Origin of the sequence: Enterobacter sp. E20, assembly GCF_000801755.2 — a bacterium.
In the GTDB taxonomy this organism is placed as follows: domain Bacteria; phylum Pseudomonadota; class Gammaproteobacteria; order Enterobacterales; family Enterobacteriaceae; genus Enterobacter; species Enterobacter asburiae_B.
The window spans coordinates 2,150,790-2,176,678 of the sequence record NZ_CP012999.1 but is presented as its reverse complement, the minus strand read 5'-3'; the positions used below and the strand labels follow the sequence as shown (position 1 = coordinate 2,176,678).

Here is a 25,889-nt window from a genome sequence, read left to right as displayed (position 1 = left end):
CCTCGTTTACCAGTTCCACAGCGTGCCGTCTTCAAGACGGGCCACCGGCAGATAGGCCGGATCGTAGGGGTATTTCGCCGCCAGTTTTTCATCAAACTCGATGCCCAGCCCCGGCCTGTCGCCCGGATGCATATAGCCGTTATCAAAGCGCCAGCTGTGCGGGAAGACTTCCAGCATCTGTTCGGAATAGCCCATATATTCCTGGACGCCAAAGTTTGGCACCCACAGGTCGAAATGCAGCGCGGCGGCGTGGCATACCGGCGAAAGATCCGACGGGCCGTGCGAGCCGGTTCGCACCTGGTAGAGCGAGGCGAAGTCCGCGATGCGACGCATCCCGGTGATCCCGCCCGCGTGGGTAATGGTGGTGCGAATATAGTCGATGAGCTGCTCTTCGATGAGCTGCTTGCAGTCCCAGATGCTGTTGAATACTTCGCCCACGGCAATTGGCGTGACGGTGTGCTGGCGAATGAGGCGGAAGCAGGCCTGGTTTTCCGCAGGCGTTGGATCTTCCATCCAGAACATGCGGAATTCCTCGATGCTCTTGCCGAAGCGCGCCGCTTCGATTGGCGTCAGGCGGTGGTGCATGTCATGCAGGAGATGTTCATTGAAGCCGAATTTACTGCGCACCGCGTCGAACAGCTTCGGTGTGAAATCGAGGTATTTTTCGGTGGACCAGAGCTGCTCTTCCGGCCAGTCGCCTTTGGTCGCAGGCTCGTAGGCCAGCCCCTTCCCTTTGGCCATGCCGTAGGTGGTTTTCATACCCGGCACCCCGCACTGCACGCGGATCGCCTTAAAGCCCATCTCTTTATGGCGGGCGTAGTCTTCCAGCACGTCGTCAATCGTGTGGCCGGTCGTGTGGCAATAGACCATCACCCCTTCGCGGGATGCGCCGCCCAGCAGCTGGTAGAGCGGCATGTTGGCCGCTTTGGCTTTGATGTCCCACAGCGCCATGTCCACGGCGGAGATAGCCGACATAGTGACCGGGCCGCGACGCCAGTAGGCGCCCTTATAGAAAAACTGCCAGATGTCTTCGATACGGTGCGCATCGCGGCCAATCAGCTGCGGGCAGAGATGGTCTTTCAGGTAGGAAGCCACGGAGAGTTCACGCCCGTTCAGCGTAGCGTCACCGAGGCCGACAATCCCCTCGTCGGTGGTGATTTTAAGGGTGACAAAGTTCCGCCCCGGGCAGGTAACAAACACGTCAGCCGCGACAATCTTCATAATTCCTTTCCTTACATCATTCGTTGTGATGCTGGAAACTTACCCACTAACCAGACTACCATACAAGTATAATGATCATAAAATCCGCTAACGATCACAAAACCGGGGGCTCAGGCCCGCCCCCATCCCGCCACAATAATCAGCATGCCGCACAGGGCAACCAGCGCGCCGGCCCAGTCGTACGCGCTGAGCTTGACGCCGTCCACCACGCGTAACCACATCAGCGCGGTACAGACATAGACACCACCGTAAGCGGCGTAGACGCGGCCGCTCGCGGCCGGATGCAGCGTTAACAGCCAGACAAACAGGGCCAGCGCGACGCTTGCCGGGATGAGAAGCAATACGGATCCCCCCTTCTTCAGCCAGAGCCAGGGCAGGAAGCAGCCGATGATTTCGCATAGCGCGGTGGCAAAAAAAAGCAGCGTCGTTTTGAGCATATTTCACGTCAGGTGAGGATTTATTTAAACATCATACCTGATGATATCCTTTACTTTCCCATACTTGCACCGCGGGTATGCCGTCTTTTCGCTTTGGTGTAGAATCTGTTCAGGGTAACTTGATTATCTGCACCCGTTTAAAAGGAAACGCTATGACCACATTAAGCAAACGCCTTTGTCTGACAGCCCTGCTGGCGCTGTCATCGTTCGCCTTTGCCGCCTCTGCGACAGCGGAAACCAGCAAGCTCATTATCGAGTCGGGTGACAGCGCGCAAAGCCGCCAGAACGCCGCCATGGACAAAGAACAATGGAATGACACCCGCAGCCTTCGCCACAAGGTCAACAAACGTGCTGAAAAAGAGTGGGATAAAGAAGATGTCGCTTTTGACGCGCGCGATAAGTGTCAGCAAAGTGCAAACGTCAACGCCTACTGGGAGCCAAACACCCTGCGCTGCCTGGATCGCCGCACTGGCCGCACGGTAGCCCCGTAATGTCGGCGCCCTGCGACGTTAAGCTCCGTCCGCTGGAGCGTGAAGACCTGCGCTTCGTCCACCAGCTCGACAATAACGCCAGCGTGATGCGCTACTGGTTCGAAGAGCCGTACGAGGCTTTTGTTGAGCTGTCCGATCTCTACGATAAGCACATTCACGATCAGAGTGAACGTCGTTTTGTGGTGGAGTGTGAAGGCGAAAAAGCCGGTCTTGTGGAGCTGGTTGAAATCAACCATGTTCACCGTCGGGCGGAGTTTCAGATCATTATTTCCCCTGAGCATCAGGGAAAAGGCCTTGCCTCGCGGGCAGCGAAGCTGGCAATGGATTACGGATTCAACGTTCTGAATCTCTACAAGCTTTACCTGATTGTGGATAAAGAGAACGAGAAAGCGATCCATATCTACCGCAAGCTGGGCTTTATGGTGGAAGGCGAGCTGATTCACGAGTTCTTTATCAACGGCGAATACCGCAATACCATTCGCATGTGCATCTTCCAGCATCAGCATCTTGCCGGACACAAGCCGTCAGGCGCCAGCCTGCTGAAACCGACCGCGCAGTAACCTGCGCGGTTTTACTCTCAGTAGTATTCAATCGTGTTTTTGATGGTGTATTTGTGCTCAACGGCAGGTTTGACGCTATCGTCCGTGATCGTCAGGTCGCAGCTCACCGGATTGTTGTGTCGATCGTAATCGCAGCTCTGCTTCACGTTGCCCAGCGGCTTATCATTCAACATGCTCACTGCCGAGTAATCCATTCTTTTGCGAACGTCTTTAGACGGCGTCGACTGCACGGACAGGTGCTGATCCCCCGAGACGGTGGTTTTGCCCAGCGGGTAGCCATCCGCATCGTAACGATACTTCACTTCCATCTCTTTGCCGTGCGCCGCCACCACAAAACCATTGTCGTCGGTATCCCACGTTATCCCGGCTGACGGCAGTTCGGCCAGCTGGCATTTCCCCTGCAGCTTCACTTTTCGCTGCTGGGTTTCCGCATCAAGGTAGTAATTGGCATCCAGCACCAGCGCCACGCCGGTATTGGCCTCCAGGTCGTGCAGTTCCAGGGTATCGAAACACCCTTCCGCCGACACGGTGCCGGTCACCCGTTTGGACACTTCGCCCTTCTCGTTGAGCAGCGTCTGGGTGAAGTCTTTCACCGGGCCGCGCAGCGGATCAAAATCAAATTCGTTCGAGAAACTCGCCATCTCGGGCGTAAACGACAGCGGCGCGGAGCTGTTATCGCACCCCACCAGTGTTGCTGCCAGTAGCGTTATCGCTGCGTATTTCTTCACATTTATTACCGTACAGGGAGATTATTCCCAATCATATTAGCAAATACAGTTGTTTACACGAAGCCTGCTAAAATTAATCTCTACACAGAGAAAAGGAGCTAGAGATGAAACGGTTACCCTGGATTACCGCCCTGCTGTTAATGAGTGCCTCAACGGCCGCGCTGGCGGCACCGGATTCCTGCGAGCGAGTGAAAAGCGACATTCAGCAGAAAATTATCAACAACGGCGTGCCTGAATCAGGTTTTACGCTGAGCATTGTGCCGAACGATCAGGCTGACCAGGCGGGCACGCAGGTGGTAGGCCACTGTGCCAACGACACCTTTAAAATTTTGTATACCCGCACAGGCAACGGGGCTGCTGAAGCGCAGTAATTTACCCTCAATCCCCTTTGATTTGATGAGGATTAAGATTTAATACCCCCAAATCAGTAACACTCACCCCATCATTAGCCCGGTTATCATTTCGGGAAAAATAATACGTAATTATAATGATGGGGTGAGCCATGTCCGATACTGAACATCACGGCGGAATTAGCCGTCGAACTCTCGTGAAATCCACGGCAATAGGTTCTCTGGCGCTGGCCGCCGGCGGGATCTCGCTTCCTTTCGGCTTAAAAAGCGCCGCCGCGGCGGTGAAGAACGCCGTCCAGCCTGCTGAAGATAAAGTGGTGTGGGGCGCCTGCTCGGTCAACTGCGGCAGCCGCTGCGCGCTGCGTCTGCACGTCCGTGACAACGAAGTGTATTGGGTCGAAACGGATAACACCGGCGAGGATATTTACGGTAACCATCAGGTGCGCGCCTGCCTGCGCGGACGTTCTATTCGCCGTCGGATCAATCATCCTGACCGTCTCAACTACCCGATGAAACGCGTGGGCAAACGCGGTGAAGGCAAGTTCGAGCGCATCACATGGGATGAAGCGCTGGACGCCATCACCGCCAGCCTTAAAAACGTGGTCAGCAAATACGGCAACGAGGCGGTGTATATCAACTACTCTTCCGGCATCGTCGGCGGCAATATCACCCGCTCCTCCCCTTACGCTTCGCTGGTGGCGCGCCTGATGAACTGCTACGGCGGTTTCCTGAGCCACTACGGCACCTACAGCACGGCGCAAATCGCCTGCGCGATGCCCTACACCTACGGCAGCAACGATGGCAACAGCACCTCGGATATTGAAAACAGCAAACTGGTGGTGATGTTCGGCAATAACCCGGCGGAAACCCGCATGAGCGGCGGAGGGATTACCTATTATCTGGAGCAGGCCCGCGAGCGGTCCAACGCGCGAATGATCGTTATCGACCCGCGCTATACCGATACGGCAGCCGGACGCGAAGATGAATGGATCCCGATCCGTCCGGGTACCGATGCCGCGCTGGTGGCGGGAATCGCGTGGGTATTGATCGACGAAAACCTGGTCGACCAGCCGTTTCTGGATAAATACTGCGTGGGCTATGACGAAAAAACGCTGCCGGAAGGCGCGCCCGCTAACGGCCACTACAAAGCATACATTCTCGGCCAGGGCGATGACAACACGGCGAAAACGCCGGAGTGGGCCTCACGCATCACCGGCATTCCTGCGGATCGCATCATCAAACTTGCTCGTGAAATCGGCTCCGCGAAACCGGCCTATATCTGCCAGGGCTGGGGACCACAGCGCCAGGCGAACGGCGAGCTGACGTCCCGCGCCATCGCCATGCTGCCAATCCTCACCGGAAACGTCGGCATCAACGGCGGTAACAGCGGCGCGCGCGAGTCGACCTACACCATTACCATCGAACGTATGCCGATACCGGATAACCCGGTCAAAACGCAAATCTCCTGCTTCAGCTGGACGGACGCCATCGCCCGCGGACCGGAGATGACCGCCATGCGCGACGGCGTGCGCGGGAAAGATAAGCTGGACGTGCCGATTAAGTTCATCTGGAACTACGCGGGCAACACCATCATCAACCAGCACTCCGATATCAATAAAACCCACGATATCCTGCAGGATGAAAGTAAATGCGAAATGATTGTCGTCATCGACAATTTCATGACGTCGTCTGCGAAGTACGCCGATATTATTTTGCCGGACCTGATGACCGTCGAGCAGGAAGATATCATTCCTAACGATTATGCGGGAAATATGGGCTACCTGATTTTCCTCCAGCCCGTGACCGCGCCGAAGTTCGAGCGTAAGCCGATCTACTGGATCATGAGCGAAGTGGCGAAACGCCTCGGGCCGGATATCCATCAGAAATTCACCGAAGGACGCACGCAGGAACAGTGGTTGCAGTTCCTGTATGCCAATATGCTCGAGAAAGACCCTAAGCTTCCGTCCTATGACGAGCTGAAAAAAATGGGCATTTATAAGCGTAAAGATCCGAACGGACACTTTGTGGCCTATAAAAAATTCCGCGAGAACCCGGAAGCCCATCCGCTGAAAACGCCATCGGGCAAGATAGAGATTTACTCCAGCAAGCTGGCGGAGATTGCGGCTACCTGGGAGCTGGCAAAAGATGAGACCATCAGCCCTCTGCCCGTCTACGCGTCGACCTTTGACGGCTGGGATGCGCCCGAGCGCGCGCAGTTCCCGCTGCAGCTGTTCGGCTTCCACTTCAAGGCCCGTACCCACTCGAGCTACGGTAACGTCGACGTGCTGAAAGCGGCCTGTCGCCAGGAGGTGTGGCTTAATCCTGTCGATGCTGCAAAACGCGGCATCAAGAACGGCGATACGGTGCGCGTATTTAACGATCGCGGCGAGGTGCGAATTGAAGCGAAAGTCACGCCACGCATCATGCCCGGCGTGAGCGCCATGGGCCAGGGAGCGTGGCATGATGCCAATATGAATGGCGATCGTATCGATCACGGTTCATGCATCAACACGCTGACGACCCATCGACCTTCTCCGCTGGCAAAAGGCAACCCGCAGCACACCAATCTGGTGCAGATTGAGAAAGTGTAGAGGGTGAAACGCGAGACCCTGGTTTATTCTGTGGTCAGTATTATCGGTTAACACAGTCGCGCGGGCGTCATCCGCGCGAGCAAGGAAAGTTTAATGAAAGACGTCTCACATCGTGAATCGTTCGCGTTCAGCGCCCGGGTGCTGGGCGCGCTGTTTTATTTCGCTCCCGACAGCGAGCAGGCCGCGCCGCTGGTGAAAGCGCTCACCGCTGGCGAATGGGTTCAGGACTGGCCCCTGCCTTCGGAAACGCTGCAGCCGGTTGCCGATACGTTTGCCTCATCTTCCGATGAACCGCTGGCGGACGCCTGGCAACGGCTGTTTATTGGTCCGTATGCCCTACCCGCTCCGCCGTGGGGTTCCGTCTGGCTGGACCGTGAATCCGTATTGTTTGGCGACTCGAACCTCGCGCTGCGCCAGTGGATGCGGGAGAACAATATTGCGTTTGAGATGCAGCAGAATGAGCCGGAAGATCATTTCGGTACGTTGCTGCTGCTGGCGGCGTGGCTGGCCGAGAACGGCCGCGAGTCGGAGTGCGCTCAGCTTCTGGCGTGGCACCTGCTGCCGTGGAGCACCCGCTTCCTGTCGGTGTTTGTCGACAACGCCGGGCATCCGTTTTATGCCGCGCTGGGCAGGCTTGCGCAGCTGACGCTCGCGGACTGGCGATCCGGTCTGCTTATTCCTGTTGCGGAAAAAACGCTGTATCGCTAAGGGTGTGGCTTGCTCGCGGTTGGCGGGCAAGCCTTTAGCTTATACCTCGCCACCTGATTCACTCGCACTCTCTTTGCTTTGAATGAACCGAAGTGCCAGATAGAGGTCTGGCGCCAGAATCATGTCATCATCATTCATCGTTGGCCGGCTATCTTTAAACCAGCGCGTTAATTCCGTTTTTCTGCCCGCAAGGATTAACGTAATTTCTCGACCTTTCAGATCGCGCTTTAACTCATTTATGGTTGCCAGAACGCTGATATCTGAATAGGTGAAGCAAGCAACGGCATCAATGACCACCCACTTAGGCTGTACTGCTGCACCATCAACCAGGTTCAATACCCGACGTTTAAAATAAGCCACGTTAAAATAGGTCAACGGTGAGTTAAATCGATACATCAGCACGCCCGGGACCATTTTAATATCGGTTGTATTCCCTAATGAGTGAATCATTCCATCTTCGTCGGTTCCCAGTAAGTGCTCAGAGGGACGAAACACCGTACGCAGGAACTGTAACAGGCCAAGCAACACCGCAAGGCCGATCCCCTGGATAACGCCGATAATTAACACACAGCCAAACGTGAAAAAGGCCAGGCGAAATGCCTGTTTATTTCTTCGCCTCAGATTCCATAACCCGCGCAGATCAATTAATGACCAGGATGCGTACATCAGAACAATTCCTAATGCAGATACCGGAATAAATTGTAATGGCTGAGTGAAAAACACCACTACGATACCGATGAGTAAGGCTGCGACGATGGATACCAGCTGGCTTTTCCCACCCACTGAATCATTAACCGCCGTCCGGGAATCGGCTCCACTGATAGCAAACCCCTGAGATAACCCAGACATAATGTTCGCAATACCCAGCGCCCGGAACTCTGCATCAGCATTAATTTCATAGCCATTTTTCGCGGCGAAACTGCGGGCGGTCAGCATCAGGCTGACAAAACTGACCAACGCCAGGTTCAGCGCCGGGATCACTAAATCACGCATCGGACCGGGCTGGAAGGCGCCCCAGTTAACGACGGGTAAACCAGGCTGGAAGCCTTCACCCCCAATAGTGGCAATACCATACTGTTGCGCAGATGTCGCCCATACCAGTAGCGTTGTCATTACAATGGCAATCAACGGTGCTGGCCAGTGGCTGCGATACGTTTTGATCGCCATTAAAATAATTAACGTTAAAAGCGATATGCCAACGGTTAATAAATGGCTTTCTGAAAGACGGCCTGGCAAGGCCATTATTTTCTCAATAACCTGCGCTTCGTCGAGTTTTATCCCCAACACCTTGCCTAATTGCCCGACAATAATCGTCACGGCAACGCCATTAAGCAAACCCGTAAGGATGGGATGAGAAAGTAAATCGGCAAGTGCGCCCAGGCGAAATTTACTGGCAAGCAGACACCATCCGCCCATCATCAACGTCATGATGATGGTCAGCTGCCAGTGCAGTTCGGAATTACCAGCAGAAAGAGGAAACACGACGGCCGCAATCACCGCGCAGGTCGTGGCATCAGGCCCCACAATAAGCTGACGTGAAGAACCAAAGAGTGCATACGCTATCATCGGTAAAACGCAGGAATAGAGCCCCACTATTGCCCCAACACCTGCCAGCTCAGCATAAGCAATGGCCACCGGTAGCGCGACAGCCGCAACGGATAACCCGGCTTTAACATCATGTTTTAGCCAGCTTTTATCGTAGGCTAAAAAAGTTTGTAAACCTGGCATGAAGTTTAACAATTGTTTTCCGAACACATTGTTCTCCGGATAGGGATATTAGCCACGTCATACTGGCACACTTCTCAGTAAGGTTCTGGTTTTCAAATGCTCCGGACTGAGGCCGCCACTGCTCGTAACCTAATAAAACGTTAATCATTTTATTATTCTGACTGGTGTTAAACATAGTGTAAAAATTACCGCTTAGCCGGAGTCGCTCCAGCCGGATGCTGCAGCGCTGAACGCTGGTGAGGGATGGATGGAGCCGACAGTCATAGTGCCAAAAGGTCAGGAGGTCAGGAGGTCAGGAGGTCAGCTTCTCGCTCATAGTAGACCTTCTGGACCAATAAGTCCGCATAGTGCCAAGAGCGAACGTCGCTGTTAATAGTTTGGCCCTCAACTATTAAGCAACACCATGACATTCGCTTCAAACTACAACATTATCTGGCCGGGATCTCAAAAAATAGACAGAACTAAAAAGGATCTATTTACAGCAACGTGAACTGTTTACCATTTATCAATGTAAACACTGTAAGATCTTTAATTCGTTTTTGTCGTATGTGTACCAGTATCTCCCCTCAAGAAAACTGTAGGCAGTTAACATTTCTTCTTTATTGAAGTCAGCAAGTATTTTATCCTGATTTGGTCCAAGAAAAATCACACTTACTTCAACGTCTTGTAAATTTGAGCACGGATTTCTTTTGTTAAAATCCAGTTGATGGGCTAATGAATATACTTTTTTATTAAGTACAGCATCATTGAAATTACTATCAACCCACCCCAAAGCAAAGTAACTAAAAACACATGTAAAGAATATATAAATGAGTGCCCCAAAGGGAAATTCAATATTACTATTTCCGTCCCATTTCGACTTAAAGTAAGAAATAATATTTATTATGCAAAAAACACCTACAATAGCCAGTAGATAAACCAGAATAGAAATTTTTTTGAAGAAAAGATAAGCAACTAGAAAACTTCTTGTAAACGGGAAGAATGATGGGTCAATATTAAAAACATCATTTATTATTGCGGATGCCTCGGCGGTGCAATATACAATCAACCCGGTGAAAGACAGGGATAGTATGATTTTTGCCGTTTTGAATCTCCAAAGCTCCTTGAATATTAAGGTTCTTTCAATATTAATTCCGATCCATATTGTTGATAACATAATTGATATAATGTATGCGGGTAATTTTAGTGTTTCAATAAATTCGGAATCAGAGCTATTGGATGTAGAAAAGATAAATATTAATATTGCTATAATAGCTAATATGTTAAGCGCAACGGAAGAGTTCCATTGTTCATTGTATTTTTTATCTTCACTTTCTCTTTTAATAAAAAAAACAGCATCTCGTATATCTTTGATAATCTGCTTGGTGGATTTCTCACTCGAATATCTATAGTTAGCATTATCACTTGAATCAAACTCAGCCACAAGTTTGTCGAGGGATTCTGAATTAATTTTCTCATTAGTCATATTGAACAGCTCTTTTTCTAGTTAAGCGTAGGTTGGCTTTTGGAGAAAACCACGATCGCTCTTCGTTTATCAACTCCGGGGCAAGCATCACACCTCCATTTTATTCAATTTTCCGACTTCTATTTTCGAGCATTTATAGCGAGACGTGTGCCAAATGATAGTCGGGAAAAATATACGCTCGCTAGTGTTGCTGTAAACAAAAACATTATTGGGATAGAAACGTCAGGCGGATGTAAAGTCCTTCCTGGTTAATCAGAACATTCTCTGCAAAAATTTTCAATCAGTTTTACGTCCTCTCCTCGCTCATAGCAGACCTATACCACCGTCCGCAGTACAACCTTCGGGATCGAACCAGACCACGTCAACATTGCCAGATAGGGAATGATGCCAATCAACATGCAGGTGATCCCATACGGCATCCCTGACAAAACCTGCGCCTGTCCAGCAATCATGAAGTTGCAAATCGCGGACTGCGTAAAGCACCTGCATTCGTGAAGGATCAACCGACAATATTCTCTGCAATGAATTTAGATAGTCCATCATTATCCCCGTTATCAAACAGCACCGCCCCGCCATCTTAACCGGAGCGGCGTATTTTCATCGTTAGTGCGCGCTCAAAACCGCAAGCTGCCGCTACCAACAATCAAAAACTGTACGTCACCTTCAAACTCCCCGTGGGCGATGTTTTGCGTTGTACAATGGGGCTATCACCCGCATCCCCCGTCAGCTGCGTAACGCCCGCTGAGGCAAGGACGCTCCAGCGCGAGGTGAGCCTGTGGGTCCAGTCCAGATTCATCGAGTAGCTATAAATCCCGGCCCCGGCGTCATGTCGGGCAAAACCCGATGCGCTCGACTGAGCGGCGCTGACCCCATAGTAGGTCTGCATGTACTTGTCGGATCCCCAGCTGCCGGTCAGCGCCAGCGTCACCTCATTTTTGGGTGAGGTATAGAACGGGCTGGAAATGCCGAAATGCACCGCTTCACCGTTGTCCCTCTCAGAAACCGGAACCTCTGCCTGCAGCTGCAGGTGAAGCCAGTCGGTCACCCTGTACTCCAGCCCGGGCACAACGATTGCCGAGCCTTTTATCTCGCCCATTCCCCGCAGCTCGTCGCTGCCGGAACTGATCGAATCGCTGCTCACGTCTTTATCTTTACGCCCAACTCGATAGCTCAGCGCGGCGCTGTAATCAAGATTGCCAAAGTTGTTGCCGTAACCGATCCCTCGCGTGGTGCCGATAAAGAAGCCGTTTGCCATGGCGTACTCCACCACCTGAGCTGCGGAAACGCGGGTTTTATCGGAACCCGAGTAGCGCGGCGCGACGTCCACGCCGCCCCCCAGGGTTAAGACGTTACCCTGGCTCTGCTCTGCCGCAAGTGCAGGCGTGGCCAGTAACGCCAGAACGACGCCCGACACGAGGTTTTTCAGGCTGCGGCCCGGAAGTAAATGGGGGAACGTATGACGCAGTTCGATGTTTCTCATTAAAGAAGCCCTTCTGGATTCAAATGATGACGATGCATGCGGTTAACCGCCAGAACGCCCATTTTGAATACCGACCCTAAGGTTCTTATGAGCCGAACATGAAGAAACACTGAAGCGCGAGCCGACGCTGTAAACCGGGCAGGTTTCCTGATACCGTTTTTTTCTTAAGAAGTTCTTCATTCACGGTTGATACAGTTACCAGTGTGAAAATTCTACTAATCGAAGACGACCTGGATCTCGGCAACGGCGTACGTATCGCCCTCTCCGATCAAGGGTTTGACGTCATATGGGTTCGCCGCAAAGAGGATGCGCTGCATCAGCTGGACGTCTGCGTGCCGGAACTTATTTTGCTCGACCTGGGGCTGCCCGACGGTGACGGCATGAGCCTGATGGCGCGTTTGCGTCAGCAGCTCAAGGGGATCCCGGTCATCATTCTGACGGCGCGAGGCACGCTGCAGGATCGGCTGAGCGGGCTGGATGCCGGTGCGGACGACTATCTCGTCAAGCCATTTATTCTCGCCGAGCTGCTGGCGCGGGTGCGAGCCCTGGCGCGGCGCAGCTACGGTTTCGAGAATGAGGCGATAGAAATTCGAGGCCTATCGCTTCATGTTCCGACGCGCCGCGTGACGGTGAGCGCGCGCCACGTAGACCTGACGGCGAGTGAATATGCGCTGCTGGAAACGCTGATGCTGCGCGCTGACCGCGTGATTACGCGACGGTTTCTGGAAGAACGGATATTCGGCAACAAAGAGAACCTCAGCAATGCGCTCGACGTGCATATGGGAAATTTGCGGCGAAAAATCGGCGATGGCTATGTGCGAACGGTGCGGGGCGTCGGGTATGTCATTGATACCGTTTCAGTCCAGAAGGTAACAGGGTAATGCAAAACGTCTGGTACCACCTGAGACGCCCAACGCTGGTACGGCGAATTATTATCGCCCAGCTGCTGCTGCTTACCCTGCTGTGGTGTCTATTTTTAACCTTTATTCTGTGGGAGGACCTGCGCAGCCCTCCCATCCTTACGGGCAGTCATACCTACGACACCCTTTTTACCCTGGTCGAGCGGATGGACGAACACCCGCAGGATCGCACCGCGGTGCTGGAAGCCTTTAGCAAAGCGCTGCGTGAGGGCTATGGCGGCGGCGAAGATCCCGCGCTGTCAATCAACTTCATCGTGCGCAAAAATAACGCGATTATTTTTTCATCGCCTGATGCACCAACGGGGGTAACCAACACCCGGTTTGGGGAAATGCAGCGTGTTCAAAGCGATGGTCGTACCTGGACCAGCCGAACCCTTAAATCCGCTCATTCCGACGTGGAGGTCACCCTTTTCACCCCGGCCGGCGGCTGGAACTTCTTTATCTACCTGAACTCGCGCGGCTACTACATCATGCCGCTGCTGGTCTGCTTCCCTTTTCTTCTGTTTCCCGCGTGGCTGTCAATCCGCATTGCGATGCGCCCCTGGAACAAGGTGGTCAATGAAATTACGTTACGCACGCCTGACGATCTCTCCCCTTTAAAAGCCGTTCCCGGACACAGGGAGCTGCGCCAGATGGTGGATGCGATCAATGACTTCCTTGCCAGGGTGCGTGAAAGCGCGGAAAGGGAACGTATTTTCATTGCGGATGCCGCGCACGAGCTGCGTACGCCCCTCGCAGCGATGCGCATCAACGTGGAAGCGCTGCAGTCCTGGGTCATCAGTGAGAGTCAGCAGGAGCTGCTTGCGGGGGTGATTCGCAGCAACAGTCGGGCAGCGCGTCTCGTCAACCAGCTGCTGCTGATGATGCACAGCGAAGCGCGGATTGATACGGACAGGGAGCCCGTGCCGCTGACGACGCTTATTCAGGAGCGAATGGCCGAGCTGGAACCGCTGGCGTCTGCGCGCAGGATTGAGCTGGAATTCTTCGCCGAGGATGACATCTGGATCCCCGGCGTCAGGGAACGCCTGGTGTCGCTTATTGATAACCTCATTGAGAACGCTGTGAAGTACAGTCCCGAGCGCGGTCGGATTCAGGTCGATGTCTGCATAGCAGATGGCTTCGCGCGGCTTCGCGTTTCAGATGCAGGGCCCGGTATTCCGGTTGAACTGCGCGAGCGCGTGTTCGACCGGTTTTTCCGCGACCCCAATCAGGTGCAGAGCGGGAGCGGGCTGGGGCTTGCCATCGTCAAAGCGGTGGCGCAGCAACACAACAGCAGCGTAAACCTGAGTACTTCCGCTGAAGGTGGCCTGATGGTGACGGTTGACTTCCCGAACCGCACGTTTTGCTAAATCAGAACAGGGAGTTCGATCGCAAATGCCGCAGATTGCTTCAAAATAATTACCGTATTTGTTATATTGTTGTTTATTGCTTATTCACCTCTGCGGTGCCAAAAAGAACAAGATTCACCGCAACCCAGGACAGAAAAATGTTAGATTACCGCTTCCCGACAGCTTTGCAGATGGTTCTCAGCGTAGCGATGGCGGAGCAATTGGGTGAACGTTCCACGAGTGCGATTCTGGCCTACGGCCTGGAAGCGAACCCGAGCTTCATCCGCAAATTGATGGTTCCGCTGACGCGTGACGGCATTATCGTCTCAACGCTTGGCCGTAACGGCTCAATTCATCTTGGTCGCCCGCCGGAAGAGATCACCCTGCGCGACATTTACCTTTCGGTCATCGAAGATAAAAAGCTGTGGGCCTCGCGCCCTGACGTGCCGGCCCGCTGCGTGGTCAGCGCTAACGCCTGCTGGTACTTCAAATCGATATCCGAAGAAGCCGAGGAGGCTTCGTTAGCGGTACTGGCCCGCCATACCGTGGCCAGCGCCCTGGAAGCGGTTAAAAATGCCGATAGCAGCGGATGGGATCCGCTCCCGGACCTTATTGCCCAGTATCAAAAAACGTCGTAACGATCTTGCCGGGTGGCGCTGCGCTAACCCGGCCTGCATTCAGATGTAAAAAAACCGCCTTCACAATGAAGGCGGTTTTTTATTATCGGCAACGTCCCTATGCGGGCAGAACGTCCCTTTCCTCTTTTTTCCCGCGCGTCACGAATTTACGCAGCGTCACGTAAAACACCGGCGTCAGGAATAGACCAAACAGCGTCACGCCCAGCATCCCGGAGAAGACCGTGATCCCGGTGACGCCGCGCACTTCTGCGCCCGCCCCGTGGCCGAGGATCAGCGGAATAGTCCCGGCAATAAAGGCGATGGAGGTCATCACAATCGGACGTAAACGCAGGCGGCACGCCTCCAGCGCGGCTTCCATAATGCCTTTGCCCTGAATTTCCAGCTCGCGGGCAAACTCCACGATAAGAATCGCGTTTTTACACGCCAGCCCCATCAGCACCACCAGCCCCACCTGCACGAAGACGTTGTTATCGCCTCCGGTCAGCCAGACGCCAAACAGCGCGGAGAGCATGGTCATCGGCACGATGAGGATCACCGCCAGCGGCAGCGTCCAGCTTTCATACAGCGCCGCCAGGACCAGGAAGGCCAGCAGCACCGCGACCGGGAAGACGATCAGCGCCGTGTTGCCCTGCGTCGCCTGCTGGAAGCTCAGATCCGTCCATTCAATGTTCATCCCGTTTGGCAGGATCTGCTTAGACATGGCGTCCAGCTGCGTCATCGCCTGTGAAGACGAGAGCACGCGCGGGTCGGCATCGCCAATCAGATCCGCCGCCGGATAGCCATTGTAGCGGATCACCGGATCCGGCCCGTAGGTAGTCGTGATTTTCACCATACTGCCAATCGGCACCATTTCGCCCTGGTTGTTGCGGGTGCGCAGATTCGCAATATCTTCAACGCTGTCGCGGAACTGCCCGTCGGCCTGAGCCATCACGCGCCAGGTACGGCCGAACTGGTTGAAGTCATTCACGTACGACGAGCCCAGATAGGTTTGCAGCGTACCGAAAAGATCGGTCAGCGATACGCCCTGCGCTTTCGCCTTGTCACGGTCGACCTGCACGTCCAGCTGCGGAACGTTAGCCTGGTAGGTTGAGATCGGGAAGTGCATTCCCGGGGTCTGCATAATCGCGCCGGACATGGTGTTCACCGCGTTTTGCAGCGCGCCATACCCCAGACCGCCGCGGTCCTGGATGTACAGAGAATAGCCCGACCCCTGACCCAGCCCTAAAATCGGCGGCGGCAGGATGGAGAAGCCAAAACCTTCCTGAATTTGCGCGATTTTCGCGTTAATCTCCGCGTTTATTTCCGCCGCAGTATGTTTGCGCTGGTCGAACGGCTTCAGGCCAAAGAAGACCGTCCCGGTATTCGGCGTATTGGTGAACTGCAGCGCGTTCAGCCCCGGGAACGCAACCGCGTAATCCACCCCTTCGGTATTCATCCCGATTTCGCTCATTTTGCGGATCACCGCGTCGGTGCGCGCCAGCGAAGAACCTTCCGGCATTTTCACGCCGCCAATCAGGTACAGCTTATCCTGCGTCGGAATAAACCCGCCGGGCACCGCTTTAAACATCACGCCAGCGGCACAGAGCAGCAGCAGATACACCACAAATACCGAGCCGCGCCGTCCCAGCGTTTTGCCCACCAGCCCCTGATAGCCGTTCGAGCTGCGGTGGAAAAAGCGGTTAAACGGACGGAAAATCCAGCCGAACAGACGATCGATAAGCCGGGTCGGGAAATCTTTCGGCGCGCCGTGCGGTTTTAACAGCAGTGCCGCCAGCGCCGGAGAGAGCGTCAGCGAGTTAATGGCGGAGATGACCGTGGAAATCGCGATCGTCACCGCAAACTGCTTGTAGAACTGACCGGTAACGCCCGAGAGAAACGCCATCGGCACAAACACCGCGCACAGCACCAGCACAATCGCGATGATCGGCCCCGAGACTTCGCGCATCGCCTGATGCGCCGCCGCAAGCGGAGCAAGCCCCTCTTCAATATTTCGCTCGACGTTTTCCACCACCACGATGGCGTCGTCCACCACGATGCCGATGGCCAGCACCAGCCCGAACAAACTCAGGGTGTTCAGCGAGAAGCCGAGCAGGTAGAGAATGCTGAAGGTACCCACCACCGAAACCGGCACCGCGATCAGCGGAATGATCGACGCGCGCCAGGTTTGCAGGAACAGGATCACCACCAGCACCACCAGCACCACCGCTTCCAGCAGCGTTTGCACCACCGCACGGATCGAATCGCGCACGAAAACGGTTGGATCGTAAGGTGCCGCCCACTTCATGTCCGCCGGGAAGCGCGTGGACAGTTCGTCCATTTTCGCGCGCACCGCGTTAGACAGATCGATGGCGTTCGCCCCCGGCGACTGGAAGATACCAATCCCGACCGCGTCTTTATTGTTCAGCTGGGAACGCAGCGCATAGCTGCCGGACCCCATTTCGATACGCGCCACGTCGCGCAGGCGGACCACCGTACCGTCCTGCGTCGTTTTCAGGACAATATTGCCGAACTCTTCTTCGGTATGCAGACGCCCCTGGGCGTTAATAGAGATCAGGAAATCGCTCTCTTTCGGCAGCGGCTCGGCGCCAAGCTGCCCGGCGGACACCTGCACGTTCTGCTCCTGCATCGCCGTCACCACGTCCGACGCGGTCAGCCCGCGGGCCGCCACCTTGTTGGGATCCAGCCAGACGCGCATTGCGTATTCACCCGAGCCGAAAATCTGGATCTGGCCGACGCCGGGCAGGCGCGCCAGCTCGTCCTTCACCTTCAGCGTGGCGTAGTTACGCATATACAGGGAATCATACTTACCGTTGGGCGAAAACAGATGCACCACCAGCGTCAGCGTCGGGGACTGTTTCTGGGTGGTAATGCCCAGGCGCCGCACGTCTTCCGGCAGGCGCGCCTCGGCCTGCGCGACGCGGTTTTGTACCTGAACCTGCGCCTGATCGGGGTCAGTCCCTGGACGGAAGGTGACGGTGGTCACCAGCACGCCATCCGAGCCCGCGACGGACTTCATGTACATCATGTTCTCAACGCCGTTGATCGCCTCTTCCAGCGGCGTCGCCACCGTCTCGGCAATCACTTTCGGGTTGGCGCCCGGGTACTCCGCGCGCACCTGCACGCTTGGCGGCACGACGTCAGGATATTCGCTCACCGGCAGCAGCGGGATGGCGATTAACCCTGTGATAAAAATCAGAATCGACAGCACCGCGGCAAAAATCGGCCTGTCGATGAAAAAGCGGGAAAAGTCCATGGATGGATTCTCAGGTCAAGGGATCAGTTGAGGGCGCTGGTGGCGGTCATGGCAACGGTTTTCGCGTTAACCGGCATACCCGGCATAAACACTTTTTGTAAACCCTCGACGATAACTTTATCGCCAGGGTTCAGCCCCTGCCGCACGATGCGTAAACCGTCTGCCAGACGGCCCGGCGTGATGTCGCGGCGCTGCGCTTTCCCCTCTTTATCGACGATATAAACGTATTTACGATCCTGATCGGTCAGCACCGCTTTGTCGTCGATAAGCGTGGCTTTGAACTCCGCGCTGCCCGGCAGGCGGACGCGGGCAAAAAGTCCCGGCGTGAACTGACGCTGGGCGTTATCCAGCAGCGCGCGCATGCGGATGGTGCCGGTACTCGGCGTCAGCTGATTATCAAGGAAGTCCACTTTGCCCTGATGGGGATAGCCCTCCTCGCCCGTCAGGCCAATCTCAACCGGAAGCGCCGTGTGATTGCTGGACGCCCCCTGCCCGCTGCGGGCCAGATTCTGGTAGTGAAGGTAGGTCGACTCGTCCACGTCAAAGTAGACGTAAACCGTCTTCTGCGAGACCAGCGTGGTAAGAACGCTGGCGGTGTCGCCCGCAGTCACCAGGTTGCCGCTGGTGATCAGCGCCCGGCTGGCGCGACCGTCGATAGGCGCGGTGACTTTGGTGAAGTCCAGGTTGAGCTGCGCGGCGTCAACTGCCGCCTGCGCGGCACGAATATCGGCCTGCGCCTGAGTGGCGGCCGAACGACGCTGCTCCCACTCTTCACGGGAGACAACGTTGGTATTGACCAGCTTATCGGTACGATTAGCCTCACTTTGCGCCAGGCTGGCCTGCGTTTTAGCTCTCGCCAGGTTCGCCTGCGCCTGTTCCAGCGCCGCGCGATAGGTTCGGTCATCAATCGTGAACAGCACCTCGCCCTTCTTCACTTCCTGGCCGTCGGTGTAATTCACTTTATCAATGTAGCCGGAAACGCGCGGACGGAGCTGAACGCTCTCCACCGCTTCAATCCGGCCGTTAAAGCTATCCCACTGGCTAATGGATTTCACCACCACGTCAGCAGCGCTGACGGCGGGCGCAGGCGGCGCGGCGTTTTGCGCGACGCTGTTGTCGCATCCGACGAGCAGCACGGAGAGCAACATGACCCCCAGCGCGTTCAGATGAAAGTTACCCCAGGTTTTTTGCAGGCTCATTATTTTTATTCCGGTAATTGTCGCCGCCGGGCAAGACGCAGCAGGAGGCACTGCGCCACTTCCTTTGTCCGGTGGCTGTCTCAAGGCCATTTGTGTCGTTCATCGCCACAAAACTGTAACAGTTGCGAATACACTATCGCGGCGATTGTAGGAAGGCGCTTAACTAAGTGCAAGAATAATTGTTGCACTTTATGTGCTATTTGAGCGGATGTGAAAAGACCCGTTTCGGTCAGGGATTTAAATGCAACAATAAAACTTGCAATTAATACAAAAACGCGCCACCTTTTAATGCAACAGACAAAGATACTTTTTAACAGGCAGCGTGGGAGTAACCCGATGAACACTGGCGCATTTATGCATGATTTACTCGACTGGATCGACAACAACCTGGATAGCCGTCTGGACATTGAGTCCGTCGCCAGGCGGTCCGGCTACTCAAAATGGCACCTCCAGCGCCTCTTCAAAGAGCATACGGGCTATCCCCTCGCCGGGTATATTCGCGCGCAAAAGCTGCAAAAATCGGTTGAACGCTTAACCCGCAGCGATGAACCGATTCTGAACGTGGCGATCGCGCTGGGCTTCGACTCCCAGCAGTCCTTCAACCGCAGCTTTAAGCGTCAGTATGGTCAGGCGCCCGGGGCGTGGCGGCGGAGTATGGGTGGCCCGGAATCGCAGCAGCTTTGCCAGTAATGCATATTTTGCTGCAACTTCTATCGGGAGCTGTTATGCTGTATATAAATACAGTATAGCGAGGTGCACGATGGCTGTTGAAACAAAATTTGTTGTCGTAAGAAAAGGTGAAGAGAAAATGACATTTGCCAGTAAGAAAGAGGCTGACGCTCACGACAAGCTGCTCGATATGGCAGACGCGTTCACCGACTGGCTGTTGCAAAGCGGAATGCAAATGGATGAAACGCAGGCTGAAAATCTTGGCCTGTATCTCGCCGAGCAGAAAGAGACCGTGCAGCATATTCTGCGTACCAGCAAGCTTCCCGATCTCAATGCTTCAGCTGCAACGGATAAAACAGAATCCGATGCGGCTGACACGAAAAAAATCAGGGCCGTGAAAGCGGCCTGATTGCCAGAAAAATCATTACAGATCCCGGCGCCGTAAGCAGATAACTGCTTACGGCTTTTTTGCTGTCTGTTGGGATCCACTGCCGGTTGATGGTAACAATGTCATTGTTTCATATTCAGAACATAAATAAGGAGATGACGTGCGCCAGGAAATGAAGGCGAAAATCATCAGGATCTGTGATTCAAAAATTGCCTCTAAGGGAAGCCACGTTGGGCTTTCGTTTTATGCTTTTTTTGCTAATAAAAATGACGATCCAGAACTGCTTATGGAAGTTGCGCACTGGTGGATTATGGAAATGAAACTCGATCATTTTGAAAAGGCAGAAAAGATCAGAAACCTCGTCTCAGCCCTGTAATACGCTAAAGCGGGATGGCGGGTGAGGACAAAACTGGAAGATGAATCCCCACCCGCTCGGTCAGGGCGGGAATACTCCTGTCACAGGTCATGACGACGCGCTCTGCATCCCGTTTCTCCCGAAAGGACAGGACGCCAGCTTACACGCCAACTTCTCGTTCAAAACTGATTTTTTTCTGCTGATGTGCGCTTTGCACTGTGTGTTGAATAGCTTAATGAGATCGTCCGGCGTTTAGCACGTTCGGTGTCGAATCAGCTTTATCGCACCTTTCCGTGGTAATACTAAGTCCTGTAATGCGCTCCGTAATAATAGATGCCGCATTACTGCGGCGGCTGGAGCTTCTGTATCACTTTGCGCAGTTCCAGATCATTCTTTACCCCCAGCTTTGACATTATCTTTCGCTTATGGGTACTGATCGTTTTCTGACTTCGAAACATTTCGCGTGATAATTCAATCCCGGTTTTACCGCTTTTCAGGCCAATAAGTACTTTTTTTTCTGCATCGGTAAAAATCATACCGTCGGTTATATTATTCTCCTGCTCCTGCAGTCGCAGGAAGTGAGCACTGATATAACGTTGTTTTTTCATACTGTGCTTTATTAGCTCACGCAGTTCAAGCAGACGTTCATCCACACAAAGCAGTGAACAACGGTATGACCTCATGAGCTGATGCGCCAGCTTCTCCTGACATGCAGAGAGCATAACCAGAGCAGTTCCTTCACCTGGCCGGCAGAGACTTTCGTACTCCGCGGCGGAGATATCAGTAAGCGTGTCATATGCAGAGAAATCAAGCAAAGTCAGATGTGCATTGTCATGCCGTATAACTTCATAATTCCATTCGGGATTTTGTTCGCAAAAAGCCTTCAGGCTGGATAGAAACCCATTCAGTAAAGTCGGATGAACCACACGGGAAAAAACAGTAAAAGTAAACATAGTTCTCCAGATGTTCAGACTGAATAGATCTGATCCAAACGATTAAGCAGATCCAGCCAACTGGCTGACTTTTGCAGCCCCAGACGCAACCGGATGTTATGTTTATGGGTGAAGACCGTTTTATATCCCATATGGCGCAGACTGGCGATTTCATAGGCACTCAGACCTCGGGCGAAGTCGATAAGAATATTAAGCTCAGAGTGTGAGAGCCTATTTTTTTTTATTCATATTATTTATTAGCATGGGGCGTGAAGGCAAATATCCTGATCTGAAATTTTTGGATAACATGCGCTGAGAGAGTTCTTCTTCCAAATAATTCTCACAGAGTAGCGTCTGTACACCAAGCTCGTACATCAGTCTGATAAGTAGGTCATCCCGTTTTGCGACCCATACGATAATTTCTTTTCCCTGCATTATTAGATGATGAATTAGCCGTAACAGAGAATAGATTTCTTCACCTGCACCACTAAGGCCTACAGCGAATAAAGACGTTTGATCAGTAAAGAAGGTTACCTCCTCGATCAGTTCGTCTGGTTCAATAACCAGCAGGGAACTATTGGCAACCTGGATGCTGTTTTTTGCCGCATTACGAAACAGTGGCCGAGGCTCATAGAGTATAACTTCTGTTATTTTTGGCTGTAACATCGTATCATTTATAAATATAAGTCAATATAGATGATATTAGATAAACATGCTTCATTATTGGAGTAGTTTTGTGTCCAATAAAGGATGTCAATTGCAGATAATTATTTTCCAGGGGATCCCCTGGGCGGGATTTATTTTTTTCGGCAGGAAAACGATGGTCGCTGGCTTTGTACCATCGACACCTCCTGCGGTACGAGAGCGGCGCAGTTGTCAGCGACGGTAAAAAGATCGGCATTCGCCGGAAGTGGTCGATTGGGCAAGACTGTACATCCCACCAAATTTTGCCCCAACCTTCCCCGAGCAACTGGTGTATTGTTTTTAGACAATTCATTCCTCTAAAGGACACCTGCGCAATGATCACCATCCTCGGCAAAACCACTTCCATCAACGTGCGTAAAGTGCTCTGGACCTGCGAAGAAGCAGGCCTCGAATATCAACAGGAAGATTACGGCAGCGGTTTTGCCTCAACGGAAACGGATTCCTTCCGCGCGCTGAATCCCAACGCCATGGTGCCGGTGCTAATCGATGACGACTTCGTGCTGTGGGAATCCAACGCCATCTGCCGTTACCTGGCGCGTAAGGCCGGACGTCACGATCTGCTGCCCGCAGAACCGCAGGCCTGCGCCAACGTCGAGCGCTGGATGGACTGGCAGGCGACCGAATTTAACAACGCCTGGCGCTATGTCTTCCCGGCGCTGGGTCGTAAAAACCCGGACTTTAACGATCCAGAACGTATTGCGGCGGGAATAAAAGAGTGGAACCACTGCATCACCATTCTGGAAAACCAGCTGCAGCGCACCGGGGCCTTTGCGGCGGGCGAGACGTTTACCCTTGCGGATGTCGTGCTTGGGCTGTCGGTGAATCGCTGGAAAATGACGCCCTTTGATAAGCCCGACGTGCCCGCGATCGAGGCCTGGTTTGAACGCCTTAACCAGCGACCGGCGTTTTTGCGTCACGGAAATAACGGCATGATTTAAAGTATTCTCGACCCCATTTTGAGTAAGGATATTTTAATTAATTACTAAACCCTGAAAGTTGTCAGAGGGAATAATAATTAAGCCATATCCTGGACAGCCCGTTGCGCCGCTTTGCTAGCCTGAATATTCAGGCAAAGCTCAATCTGGAGGTATTCTTGCTGATTAGACTCAAGAAAGAACGAACGCATAAGGAGGATCGCCGGCTTGCTCTCTGGCTGGCGACCTCGGCAGGTTTGCTGAATGCCATCGCTCTCGGGGCATTTGGTTTTTTCCCCTCACACATGACCGGCAACACCTCACAGTTATCGAGCGAAGTCTCTTCCACCGATCTGAGCGATATGATTTTCTTCGGCTCGATTATTCTCTCTTTTGTCGCAGGCGCCATTGTTGCGCGCATGATTGTGATATGGGGCATTATCCATAACGTCAGGCTGGTTTTTTGCCAGATCCTGTTTGTCGAAGGGTTATTGCTGACCGGCGTCTCCTTCTACGAGATGTATTTTCATACCCTCACCAGCAACCGCGTGATTATTCTTTTTCTGTGCGGACTAATGGGCATTCATAACTCCACCTCCACGCAGCTTTCCGGCGGGCGGGTGAGATCGACGCACATTACCGGCACGCTGACGGACGCGGGGATATCCCTGGCCTCGGTACTGGTGGCGATGCTGCGCAGGGATTACTCCAAAGATACGGTGGCACAAAAAAGTCAGCTGACAACCCACTTAACTACCCTTTTCTCGTTTATTACGGGCGGCATCGCGGGGCTGTTGCTGTTCAGGTGGATCGGGTTTAACGCCATGCTGGCGCTCGGGTTGATGCTCGCCGTGGTCGCTATCGTTTCAATTATCACCGTCTCGACGCGGGTTCGACGGGTCCGGGCCTCTCTGTGAAGTTAATGACCGATATCCGGCGTATGAGCTCTTTTGATGTGACACTGTCACATCAAAAAATTCGCTTTAGGACTATTCTGCCTGACCCTCAATCAGCCCTTATGCCATAAGGCCTAACCCAAGGTTGTCACTGTTTTCATAGGGTTACTGATTTTACCCCTTCGCTGGAACCCTTCCCAAACGCTTGCTATAGGTGAAATACCCCTGCCGAAACATGGCATAACAACAGGCAACCGGTGGTTGCTATAACGCATGCGCACAGGGAGACACACCGCAATGCACCCATTACTCAAACGTTCGCTGCTGTTTGTCGGCGCTATTATCGTGGTCCTCGCCCTCCTTGTCTGGGGTATCGGGATGGAGACGATTAAGGCGCGCCAGGTTGACCTGGTCTATCTCGGGCAACAGCACATGATTCTGGTTTTCTCATCGATGTTTTTTGCCCTGCTGGTCGGTATTCCAGCCGGTATTCTGCTGAGCCGCCCGGCCGCGCGGGGGATCGCCGAATATGTGATGCAAATCTTCAACGTCGGCAACACCCTGCCCCCGCTGGCCGTGCTGGCGCTGGCGATGGTGGTGATTGGCATTGGCGATACGCCCGCCATCATCGCCCTGTTCCTCGCCTCGCTGCTGCCGATCGTGCGCAATACCTACGCCGGGCTGTGCTCGGTCCCGCCGTCGCTGCTGGAAGCGGCAAACGGCATCGGGATGACCAAATGGCAGCGCCTGCGCCAGGTTGAGCTGCCTGCCGCCTGGCCGGTCATGCTCTCGGGGATCCGCATCGCCACCGCCATTAACGTCGGTACCGCGCCGCTGGCGTTCCTGATTGGTGCCAGCAGCTACGGCGAGCTGATTTTCCCCGGTATTTACCTGAACGATTTCCCGACGCTGATCCTTGGCGCGACGGCCACCGCCCTGTTCGCCCTGATCCTCGATACCCTGCTGGCGGCGCTGGGTCGCGTAATGAGTCCCCATCTCGCTCGATAACTATAACAAGGAGCTTTTATGAGACTGTTTTCCGGCCTGACGGCGCTGTGTGCCGCGGCGCTGTTCACCAGCCAGGCGATGGCGGCCCCGCTGATTCTGGCGACCAAGAGCTTTACCGAGCAGCACATTCTCTCGGCGATGACCGTGCAGTACCTGCAAAAGAAAGGTTTTGAGGTGCAGCCGCAAACCAACATTGCCACGGTCATCTCCCGTAACGCGATGATAAACAAGCAGATTGACATGACCTGGGAGTACACCGGCACGTCGCTGATCATCTTTAACCACATCAACAAGCGCATGTCGCCGCAGGAGTCTTACGAGACGGTGAAACGCCTGGACGCGAAGCACGGTCTGGTCTGGCTCAAACCCGCCGACATGAACAACACTTATGCCTTCGCCATGCAGCGCAAGCGCGCCGAGGCGGAACATATCAACACCATGTCGGAGATGGTGGCGAAGATTGAGCAGATCCGTAAAACCAACCCGGACAAAAACTGGCTGCTGGGCCTGGATCTGGAGTTTGCCGGGCGCAGCGACGGCATGAAGCCGCTGCAGGAGGCCTACAAGATGGAACTGGACCGCCCGCAAATCCGTCAGATGGACCCCGGTCTGGTCTATAACGCGGTGCGCGACGGCTTCGTCGACGCCGGCCTGATTTACACCACCGACGGGCGCGTAAAAGGCTTCGACCTCAAGGTGCTGGAAGACGATAAAGGCTTCTTCCCGAGCTACGCGGTAACGCCGGTGGTGCGTAAGGACACGCTGGAGGCCAACCCCGGCCTGGAAGAGGCGCTCAACACCCTCTCGGCCCAGCTCAACAACGACGTTATCACCGAGCTGAACAAGAAGGTGGATATCGACCATCAGTCACCGCAGCAGGTCGCCCGCGATTTCCTGCGTAGCAAACAGCTGCTGTAGGAGGCGC

General features: G+C 53.9%; 26 protein-coding genes. 15 read left to right on the top strand and 11 right to left on the bottom strand.

The genetic code is table 11. The annotated features are described in order from the left end of the window. Positions 1 to 6: 6 nt before the first annotated feature. Both manD and NI40_RS10305 read right to left on the bottom strand, forming a co-directional pair. Positions 7 to 1,221 carry a D-mannonate dehydratase ManD gene (gene manD, locus NI40_RS10310; protein ID WP_032657497.1) on the bottom strand — a complete coding sequence of 405 codons (1,215 nt, stop codon included), beginning with the start codon at positions 1,219 to 1,221 and terminating at the stop codon, positions 7 to 9. A gap of 110 nt (positions 1,222 to 1,331) precedes the next feature. Continuing rightward, positions 1,332 to 1,658 (bottom strand): YnfA family protein, encoded by a 327-nt coding sequence (locus NI40_RS10305; protein ID WP_039262670.1) that lies wholly within the window; start codon positions 1,656 to 1,658, stop codon positions 1,332 to 1,334. Positions 1,659 to 1,810: 152 nt separating this feature from the next. On the opposite strand from NI40_RS10305, the gene NI40_RS10300 reads away from it, so the two are divergent. Further along, entirely contained in the window at positions 1,811 to 2,149 is a 339-nt protein-coding gene (locus NI40_RS10300) for a DUF1283 family protein (RefSeq protein WP_023311550.1), read from the top strand. Next, a complete protein-coding gene (speG, locus tag NI40_RS10295) occupies positions 2,149 to 2,709 on the top strand; it encodes a spermidine N1-acetyltransferase (RefSeq protein WP_023311549.1) in 561 nt (186 codons plus the stop codon). Before NI40_RS10300 ends, speG begins: the two co-directional genes overlap by 1 nt. Positions 2,710 to 2,726: 17 nt before the next feature. On the opposite strand, the gene NI40_RS10290 is transcribed toward speG, so the two are convergent. Next, a complete protein-coding gene (locus NI40_RS10290; RefSeq protein WP_033145401.1) occupies positions 2,727 to 3,437 on the bottom strand; it encodes a YnfC family lipoprotein in 711 nt (236 codons plus the stop codon). A gap of 104 nt (positions 3,438 to 3,541) precedes the next feature. Here NI40_RS10290 and NI40_RS10285 point away from each other — a divergent pair, with 104 nt between their 5' ends. From NI40_RS10285 to dmsD, 3 genes are all read left to right on the top strand, one after another. Then, positions 3,542 to 3,808, top strand: coding sequence for a DUF1161 domain-containing protein (locus NI40_RS10285; RefSeq protein ID WP_029739394.1), 267 nt, complete (start codon positions 3,542 to 3,544; stop codon positions 3,806 to 3,808). A 131-nt stretch (positions 3,809 to 3,939) separates the two neighbouring features. After that, a complete protein-coding gene (gene ynfE, locus NI40_RS10280; RefSeq protein WP_039262671.1) occupies positions 3,940 to 6,378 on the top strand; it encodes a selenate/tellurate reductase subunit YnfE in 2,439 nt (812 codons plus the stop codon). Positions 6,379 to 6,471: 93 nt separating this feature from the next. Further along, positions 6,472 to 7,086, top strand: a complete 615-nt coding sequence (dmsD, locus tag NI40_RS10275; RefSeq protein WP_039262672.1) for a Tat proofreading chaperone DmsD — start codon at positions 6,472 to 6,474, stop codon at positions 7,084 to 7,086. A 39-nt stretch (positions 7,087 to 7,125) separates the two neighbouring features. Here the strand turns inward: dmsD and NI40_RS10270 are convergent, their stop codons facing one another. From NI40_RS10270 to NI40_RS10260, 4 genes are all read right to left on the bottom strand, one after another. Next, positions 7,126 to 8,841: a SulP family inorganic anion transporter gene (locus NI40_RS10270; RefSeq protein ID WP_039262673.1), complete on the bottom strand. Its 1,716-nt coding sequence runs from the start codon at positions 8,839 to 8,841 to the stop codon at positions 7,126 to 7,128. Positions 8,842 to 9,319: 478 nt separating this feature from the next. Then, positions 9,320 to 10,279 carry a hypothetical protein gene (locus NI40_RS10265; protein ID WP_039262674.1) on the bottom strand — a complete coding sequence of 320 codons (960 nt, stop codon included), beginning with the start codon at positions 10,277 to 10,279 and terminating at the stop codon, positions 9,320 to 9,322. A gap of 303 nt (positions 10,280 to 10,582) precedes the next feature. After that, positions 10,583 to 10,768, bottom strand: a complete 186-nt coding sequence (locus NI40_RS22800) for a nucleotidyltransferase family protein (protein ID WP_224979276.1) — start codon at positions 10,766 to 10,768, stop codon at positions 10,583 to 10,585. 154 nt (positions 10,769 to 10,922) lie between these two features. Next, a complete protein-coding gene (locus NI40_RS10260) occupies positions 10,923 to 11,759 on the bottom strand; it encodes a MipA/OmpV family protein (RefSeq protein ID WP_039262675.1) in 837 nt (278 codons plus the stop codon). A 203-nt stretch (positions 11,760 to 11,962) separates the two neighbouring features. Between NI40_RS10260 and NI40_RS10255 the strand changes: the two genes are divergently transcribed. The 3 genes from NI40_RS10255 to NI40_RS10245 all read left to right on the top strand — a co-directional run bounded on the left by NI40_RS10255 (position 11,963) and on the right by NI40_RS10245 (position 14,645). Continuing rightward, entirely contained in the window at positions 11,963 to 12,640 is a 678-nt protein-coding gene (locus tag NI40_RS10255; RefSeq protein WP_039262676.1) for a response regulator, read from the top strand. Beyond that, positions 12,640 to 14,028, top strand: coding sequence for a sensor histidine kinase (locus NI40_RS10250; RefSeq protein WP_039262677.1), 1,389 nt, complete (start codon positions 12,640 to 12,642; stop codon positions 14,026 to 14,028). The genes NI40_RS10255 and NI40_RS10250 overlap by 1 nt, the downstream gene beginning before the upstream one ends. A 137-nt stretch (positions 14,029 to 14,165) precedes the next feature. Further along, positions 14,166 to 14,645 (top strand): RrF2 family transcriptional regulator, encoded by a 480-nt coding sequence (locus NI40_RS10245; protein ID WP_029739386.1) that lies wholly within the window; start codon positions 14,166 to 14,168, stop codon positions 14,643 to 14,645. A gap of 97 nt (positions 14,646 to 14,742) precedes the next feature. On the opposite strand, the gene oqxB is transcribed toward NI40_RS10245, so the two are convergent. Both oqxB and NI40_RS10235 read right to left on the bottom strand, forming a co-directional pair. After that, complete coding sequence (gene oqxB / locus NI40_RS10240; protein ID WP_039262678.1) at positions 14,743 to 17,898, bottom strand: multidrug efflux RND transporter permease subunit OqxB; 3,156 nt, start codon at positions 17,896 to 17,898, stop codon at positions 14,743 to 14,745. Between the two features lie 23 nt (positions 17,899 to 17,921). Next, positions 17,922 to 19,097 carry an efflux RND transporter periplasmic adaptor subunit gene (locus NI40_RS10235; protein ID WP_023335530.1) on the bottom strand — a complete coding sequence of 392 codons (1,176 nt, stop codon included), beginning with the start codon at positions 19,095 to 19,097 and terminating at the stop codon, positions 17,922 to 17,924. Positions 19,098 to 19,433: 336 nt separating this feature from the next. Here NI40_RS10235 and NI40_RS10230 point away from each other — a divergent pair, with 336 nt between their 5' ends. The 3 genes from NI40_RS10230 (at position 19,434) to NI40_RS10220 (ending at position 20,530) form a co-directional block, all read left to right on the top strand. Beyond that, positions 19,434 to 19,787: a helix-turn-helix domain-containing protein gene (locus NI40_RS10230; protein WP_039262679.1), complete on the top strand. Its 354-nt coding sequence runs from the start codon at positions 19,434 to 19,436 to the stop codon at positions 19,785 to 19,787. A 70-nt stretch (positions 19,788 to 19,857) separates the two neighbouring features. Next, on the top strand, positions 19,858 to 20,175 hold the full coding sequence (locus NI40_RS10225) for a YebG family protein (RefSeq protein ID WP_039262680.1): 318 nt from the start codon (positions 19,858 to 19,860) through the stop codon (positions 20,173 to 20,175). Between the two features lie 139 nt (positions 20,176 to 20,314). Further along, entirely contained in the window at positions 20,315 to 20,530 is a 216-nt protein-coding gene (locus NI40_RS10220; protein ID WP_039262681.1) for a DUF6500 family protein, read from the top strand. A gap of 320 nt (positions 20,531 to 20,850) precedes the next feature. On the opposite strand, the gene NI40_RS23635 is transcribed toward NI40_RS10220, so the two are convergent. Then, positions 20,851 to 21,462 (bottom strand): helix-turn-helix transcriptional regulator, encoded by a 612-nt coding sequence (locus NI40_RS23635; RefSeq protein WP_080338149.1) that lies wholly within the window; start codon positions 21,460 to 21,462, stop codon positions 20,851 to 20,853. A 210-nt stretch (positions 21,463 to 21,672) separates the two neighbouring features. Next, a complete protein-coding gene (locus tag NI40_RS10205; protein WP_039262684.1) occupies positions 21,673 to 22,107 on the bottom strand; it encodes a hypothetical protein in 435 nt (144 codons plus the stop codon). A gap of 353 nt (positions 22,108 to 22,460) precedes the next feature. Here NI40_RS10205 and NI40_RS10200 point away from each other — a divergent pair, with 353 nt between their 5' ends. The 4 genes from NI40_RS10200 to osmX all read left to right on the top strand — a co-directional run bounded on the left by NI40_RS10200 (position 22,461) and on the right by osmX (position 25,882). Beyond that, entirely contained in the window at positions 22,461 to 23,084 is a 624-nt protein-coding gene (locus tag NI40_RS10200) for a glutathione S-transferase family protein (RefSeq protein WP_039262685.1), read from the top strand. A gap of 155 nt (positions 23,085 to 23,239) precedes the next feature. Next, complete coding sequence (locus NI40_RS10195; protein WP_039262744.1) at positions 23,240 to 23,977, top strand: YoaK family protein; 738 nt, start codon at positions 23,240 to 23,242, stop codon at positions 23,975 to 23,977. A 276-nt stretch (positions 23,978 to 24,253) separates the two neighbouring features. Continuing rightward, positions 24,254 to 24,964 carry an osmoprotectant ABC transporter permease OsmY gene (gene osmY, locus NI40_RS10190; RefSeq protein ID WP_039262686.1) on the top strand — a complete coding sequence of 237 codons (711 nt, stop codon included), beginning with the start codon at positions 24,254 to 24,256 and terminating at the stop codon, positions 24,962 to 24,964. Between the two features lie 18 nt (positions 24,965 to 24,982). After that, on the top strand, positions 24,983 to 25,882 hold the full coding sequence (gene osmX, locus NI40_RS10185; RefSeq protein WP_039262688.1) for an osmoprotectant ABC transporter substrate-binding protein OsmX: 900 nt from the start codon (positions 24,983 to 24,985) through the stop codon (positions 25,880 to 25,882). Positions 25,883 to 25,889 lie beyond the last annotated feature (7 nt).